Origin of the sequence: Spirilliplanes yamanashiensis (genome assembly GCF_016863475.1) — a bacterium.
GTDB lineage: Bacteria > Actinomycetota > Actinomycetes > Mycobacteriales > Micromonosporaceae > Spirilliplanes > Spirilliplanes yamanashiensis.
In genome coordinates this window covers 120,369-126,521 of record NZ_BOOY01000033.1, presented here as the reverse complement: position 1 = coordinate 126,521, position 6,153 = coordinate 120,369, and the positions used below count along the sequence as shown (strand labels likewise).

The 6,153-nt window shown below is 75.1% G+C and carries 4 protein-coding genes; 2 read left to right on the top strand and 2 right to left on the bottom strand.

Translation table 11 applies throughout. The features are described from left to right. Both Sya03_RS24195 and Sya03_RS24190 read right to left on the bottom strand, forming a co-directional pair. Positions 1-1,571 (bottom strand): glycoside hydrolase family 3 protein (locus Sya03_RS24195; RefSeq protein ID WP_275411480.1); only part of this gene is annotated, 1,571 nt, incomplete at its 3' end. Positions 1,572-1,665: 94 nt separating this feature from the next. Further along, a complete protein-coding gene (locus Sya03_RS24190; protein ID WP_239107798.1) occupies positions 1,666-4,296 on the bottom strand; it encodes a glycoside hydrolase family 3 N-terminal domain-containing protein in 2,631 nt (876 codons plus the stop codon). A 167-nt stretch (positions 4,297-4,463) separates the two neighbouring features. On the opposite strand from Sya03_RS24190, the gene Sya03_RS24185 reads away from it, so the two are divergent. Beyond that, entirely contained in the window at positions 4,464-5,420 is a 957-nt protein-coding gene (locus tag Sya03_RS24185; RefSeq protein WP_203940693.1) for an endonuclease/exonuclease/phosphatase family protein, read from the top strand. Between the two features lie 37 nt (positions 5,421-5,457). After that, positions 5,458-6,150, top strand: coding sequence for a hypothetical protein (locus Sya03_RS24180; protein ID WP_203940692.1), 693 nt, complete (start codon positions 5,458-5,460; stop codon positions 6,148-6,150). Positions 6,151-6,153 lie beyond the last annotated feature (3 nt).

The following is a 6,153-nucleotide window of genomic DNA, read 5'->3' as shown; positions in this document are numbered from 1 at the left end:
CGGTGCGCCGCCGAGCCGATGTCGGCGGCGTGCCGCCGGTCGGCGAACGGCGCGGCGAACAGCCCCAGCTGCATCTTCTTCGTGAGGATGCGGCGCACCGCGTCGTCGAGGCGCGCGACCGGCACGGTGCCGGCCGCCACCTCGGCGAGCAGCAGCCGGATGAACAGCGGCGAGTTGCTCGGCTGCATGAACATGTCGATGCCGGCGTTGACGCCCATCCGCACGTCGTCGGCGCTCAGCCCGGTGACGTCGTCGTTGTCCTGGATGCCCTGCCAGTCGCTGACCACGATGCCGTCGAAGCCGAGCCGGCCCTTCAGCTCGCCGGTGATGAGCTCGGTGTGGGCGTGCATGTCGATGCGCTGCCCGGCCGCCGGCCCGTCGGTGTAGGTGACCGTCGAGAACGACGGCATGACCGAGCCGACCCGGTGCCGGCGCACGGCCGGCTCGAACGGCGCCACGTTGATCCGGTGGAAGTCCGCCCGGTTCGCGACCGTGTCCCCCTGGTCCAGGGTGTACGCGCCCTCGCCGGTGCCGTACTCGGTGTCGCCGTCGCCCGCGAAGTGCTTGGCGGTGGCGAGCACCCGGTCGGCGTCGCGCAGCTGGCCGGGCCGGGTGCCCTGGAAGCCGTCCACACTGGACGCGTACGTGGTGACCAGCTCCGGCGTCTCGCCGAAGGACTCGTACGTGCGGCCCCACCGGTCGTCGCGGGCCACGCACAGGCACGGCGCGAAGTTCCACGGGATGCCGGTGGCGCGGGTCTCCTTGGCCGTGAGGTGCGCGGTGCGCGACACCAGCGCCGGGTCGCGGGTCGCGCCGAGGCCCAGGTTGTGCGGGAAGATCGTGGCGCCGTACAGGTTGCCGCGGCCGTGCACCGAGTCCACGCCGTAGATCAGCGGGATCTGCAGCCGGGTGGCCAGCGCGCGGCGCTGGAAGCCGTCGATCATGTCGGCCCACGCCTCGGGCGTGTTCACGGCCGGCATCGAGCTGCCGCCGTTGAGGATCGACCCGAGCTTGGCGTCGGTGATCAGGGCCGGGTTCGGCGCCGCCTGGTTGCGCTCGGCCTGCGCCATCTGGCCGGCCTTCTCCTCGAGCGTCATCCGCGCCAGCAGGTCGGTGACGCGCCGGGCCACGGGCAGCGACTCGTCCAGGTACGGCAGGCCGTGCGCGTTGATCACCACCTGCGCCGTGGCCGTCCCGGCGGTCACCGTGATCGTCTCAGCGGTCTCGGCGGCCCGGTCGGCGGTGGTCCGGACCGGCACGTACTGCACCGTCCCCGACCGGGTGCCGGTGGGGAACCGCAGGGTGCCGCGGGCCGCCCGGAAGTCGGCGCCCGCGGTGGCGGTGCCGGCCGCGGTGGACCACGGCACGGCGAGCGGGGCGGGCAGGGTGCCGCCGCCCTCGACCGTGAGGCGCACGCCGACGCGGGCGGTGCCGCCCTCGGCGACCAGCACCACCGGCTCGGTGACGGCGGTGCCGGCGTCACCCGGCGCGGCCTGCGCGGGGACGGCCGCCGCGACGGGGATGAGCACCGCCGCCGCGGCGACGACGGCGGTGCGTTTGCTTCGGGACACGGTGCCTCCGGCTTTTCTCGGGTGGACATGGGGACGGGGTCCGCAACCCGGGGGCGTGGGCTGCGGACCCCGTCCTCGTGGGGGGTGGTGAGGATCAGAACGCGCGGGCCAGCAGGCGGCCCGCGGCCAGGGCGTCGCCGTCGAGCAGCGCCACGTCGGCGTCGCCGATGAGGGCGGCGGTGCCGTCGCCCGGCTCGTACGCCCGCTGCGCGACGTCGCGCAGCACCGACACGACGGCGCCCTCGAACGCCGACACGTCCCGGCCGCTGCGGTCCAGCCGGACCAGCGCCCGGTCGAGCTGGGCCGCGACGGCCGCCGTGTTCTTCACGGCGCCCGTGCGGGTCCAGTTGCGCGCGGCGAGCGCCCGGGTGGCCGCGGCGACGGCGGCCTGCACGTCGCGGTCGCGCGGGTGGGCCACCAGCGCGGCGCGGGTGGCGTCGTTGAGCCGGTCGCGGGCGTTGTCGGTGCGCAGGCCGAACCCGAACGGGAACTGCGGGTCGTACGCCGCGTCGCCCACGTTGATGGGCTCCTGGGCGGCGGTGCGCGGCCACGTCATCGGCAGCCGGCCGGTGAACGGCCGCCGGCCGAACAGCACGTCGGCGACGCCGGCGCCCTCGGTGCCGGGCAGCCAGGAGGCGACCAGGCCCTCGACGTCGCCCAGGTTGCCGACGACCTGCGGGCGGCCGGAGACCACCACGACGACGCACCGGGTGGCGGCGCAGACCTTGTCCACGACGGCCTGGTCGCCCGGCTGCAGCTCCAGCCGCTTGGGCTCGCGCGGCACACCGTTGTCGCTGCTGACCGGGCCGCCGACGTCGCCGTTGCCCTCCGAGTACGGGGTCTCGCCGACCACCACGACGGCGACGTCGCTGCCGTCGACGGGCGCCGAGCCGTCCGCGCTGTACGTGACGGTGGCGCCGGGGGCCACCTGCCGGATGCCCTCCAGCACGGTGGTGCCGGGCTGGATCGCCCCGGAGACGCCCTGCCAGGTGATGGTCCAGCCGCCGGACTGGTTGCCGATGTCGTGGGCGTTGCGGCCGGCGACGTACACCTTGGCGGTCTTCTTCAGCGGCAGCACGCCGCCCGCGTTCTTCAGCAGCACCTGCGACTCGGCGACGGCCTGCCGGGCGACCCGGCGGTGCGGCGCGGAGCCGATCTCGGTGATGTGGGTGCGGTCGGCGAACGGCTGCGCGAACAGCCCGACCTCGAACTTCTTGGTGAGGATGCGGCGCACCGCGTCGTCGATGCGGGCCTGGCTGACGGTGCCGGCGGCCACCTCGGCGAGCAGGATCTCGATGAACCGGCCGGCGTTGTTGGGCTGCATGAACATGTCGATGCCGGCGTTCACGCCGAGCCGCACGTCCTCGACGCTGAGGCCGGTGACGTCGTCGTTGTCGTGGATGCCCTCCCAGTCGCTGATGACGAACCCGTCGAAGTCCATCCGGCCCTTGAGGTAGTCCGTCAGCAGCTCGCGGTGCTCGTGCATGTCGAGCTTGTTGCCGACCCCGTCCTCGATCCAGTCCACGGTCGAGTACGACGGCATCACGGTGCCCGCGCGGTGGTTGCGGATCGCGGGCCAGTACGGCGCGAGGTCGATGCGCTCGAAGTCGGCGCGGGTGGTGATGACGTCGCCCTGGTCGATCTTGCGGGTGCCCTCGCCGGTGCCGTACTCGGTGTCGCCGTCGCCCGCGAAGTGCTTGGCGGTGGCGAGCACCCGGTCGGCCTTGGCGAGGTCGGCGGCGCGCCGGCCCTGGAAGCCCTCGATCGTGCCGGCCATCGAGGTCGGCAGGGCCGGGTCCTCGCCGAACGACTCGTAGGTGCGGCCCCAGCGGGTGTCGCGGGCGACGCACAGGCACGGCGCGAACGTCCACGGCACGCCGGTGGCCCGGGTCTCCTCGGCCGTCACGTGCGCGGTCCGCTTCACCAGCGCCGGGTTGCGGGTGGCGCCGAGGCCGATGTTGTGCGGGAAGATCGTCGCGCCGTACAGGTTGGAGTGGCCGTGCACGGAGTCGACGCCGTAGATCATCGGGATCTGCAGGCGGGTGGCCAGCGCGCGGGTCTGGAACGCGTCGATCATGTCGGCCCACGCCTCGGGCGTGTTGCCGGCGGGGGTGGAGCCGCCGCCGGACAGCAGCGAGCCGAGCAGCTGGGTGGTGATCAGCGCCGGGTTGCCGGTGACGGCGGCGCGCTCGGCCTGGGTCATCTGCCCGACCTTCTCGGCGAGCGTCATGCGGCTCACGAGGTCGTTCACCCGCCGGGCGACGGGCAGGGCCGGGTCCAGGTACGGCAGGCCGTGCGCGTTGACGACCACCTGCGTCACGGCGGCGCCCGCGGTGACGGTGATCGTCTCGGCGGTCTCGGCGGCCCGGTCGGCGGTGGTGCGGACCTGCACGTACTGGACGCTGCCGGAGCGGGTGCCGGTGGGGAAGCGCAGGGTGCCCCGGGCGGCGCGATAGTCCACTCCGGGCGTGGCCGTGTCCGTGACCGCGCCGGTGGTCCAGGGGAGAACCACCGGCGCGGCCAGTGCGGCACCGCCCTCCACGGTCACCCGCACACCGACGCGGGCCGTCCCGCCCTCGTCGGTCAGCTGTACGCCCGTCACCGCGGCAACGGTGACGTCCCCGGGCGCGGCCTGCGCCGCGGTCGGGAAAACGGCCGGTCCGGACGCGATGAGCGTCGCGGCGGCCAGGCCCGCGGTGGCGGCCCGGGCTCTCGGAGTGCGCACAGTCTCCTCCATCTTCGTTGAAGACGCGAATTAAGGGGCACGCAGATCGTGATGCATGGACATGCCTCAACGCAAGGATTTCGTCCAGCCGCATGTCGAGCGTCCACATCTCTGGACAGTCGTTGATCCGGCTGCCCCCGGCGCGGCCGAGGCGTTCACTGGCGGGCGTGCGAGCGGGTACCTGGAACCTCGAGAACCTGTTCCGCCCCGGCGAGGCCGGCGGACCGGCCGACGACGCCGCCTACAAGGCCAAGCTGACCGCCCTGGCCGGCACCATCGCCGACGCCGGACTCGACCTGGTCGGCGTGCAGGAGGTCGGCTCCGCCGGCGCCGCGGCCGACCTCGCCGCCCAGCTCGGCGCCGGCTGGCGGGTCCTGCTGTCCGAGCGGTTCGAGCCGCGCCGGCCGATCCGCGTCGGCGTCCTCACCCGGCTGAGCGCCGGCATCGTCGCCGACGTGTCCGCCTTCCCGCCGCCGCTGGCCGGCGTCCAGGCCGGCGACGACGGCGCGCTCACCACCGGCGCGGGACGCGGGGCCCTCGCCGTGCGCACCGCCGGGCCGGGCGCCGTCACCGTCATCGTGTGCCACCTGAAGTCGAAGCTGCTCAGCTACCCCGCCGCGCCGGGCCGCAGCCGGTTCGCGCCCCGCGACGAGGGCGAGCGCGCCCGCGTCGCCGCGTACGCGCTCTACCGGCGCACCGCCGAGGCCGTCATGGTGCGCGGCCTCGCCGACGCCGTGCTCGGCGGGCGCGGCCGCACCGAACGCGTCGTGCTCATGGGCGACCTCAACGACGAGACCGGCGCCGCCACCACCCAGCTGCTGCAGGGCCCGCCCGGCTCCGAGATCGGCACCGGCGGCTTCGACCGCCCGGACGCCGGCGACGGCGCCCGGCTGTGGAACCTCGCCGGCCGCATCGCGCCGGAGCGCCGCTGGTCCCGGGTCTACCGCAGCCGGCCCGAGCTGATCGACCACCTGCTGGTCAGCCACGCGCTGCTGCCGCACGTCAGCGCCGTCGACGCGCTGGTCGACCGGCCGCCGCCGCCGTCGATCGGCGACGACCCCGGCGCCCGCCGCGGCGCACCCGGCTCCGACCACGCACCCGTCGTGGCGACCCTGACGCTGTGACCGGCCCGGGCCGCCGCGCGTCTGGCACTATTGCCGGGTGCTGAGCAGAGGAGCCGCCGTGCTGGCCGCCGCGCTCGCCGGGGGGCTCGCGCTCGCCGGCTGCTCCGGCGACGACCCCGCGCCCGCGCCGACCGGCCCGCCCGTCGAGGTCGCCACCGTGCGCGGGTCGCTGCTGCAGGCCACCGACATCGGCGCCACCTGGCGCGCGCCCGAGGAACCGCCCCCGGCGAACCAGCTCGTCAGCTTCTGCGGCGGCGACACCACCGGGCCCGTCGTCCCGCCAGGGCCCCAGGTCGTCGCCGCGCCGCTCGTCGACGAGGGCACCAAGGGCGCGCAGACCCTGCACCAGACCGGGCTCGTCTACCCCGACGCCGCGGCCGCCGCAGCCGGGCTGGCGAGCTTGCGCGCCGTCGCCGACGCCTGCCCGCCCACGGTCACCATGCCCGCCCGCGACGACGCGCAGCGGCGCGAGCCCGCCTACACCGAGACCGTGCGGACCACCCCGCTGGACGAGGGCGGCTGGACCGGCTTCGTGGTCATCCGCCACAAGACCTACGACCCGGCCCACCCGAGCACCGCCGACACCGCGGTCGCCGTCCTGACCCGGCGCAACGTCGTCATCGTCGACGCGTACGCCGTCTACCGGCTCGGCGCGGCCAGCACGTCGCCGCAGTTCGACACCGACTGGAAGCGGCTCGTCGGCACCGTCCTGAACCGCCTCGGCGCTTGAGCG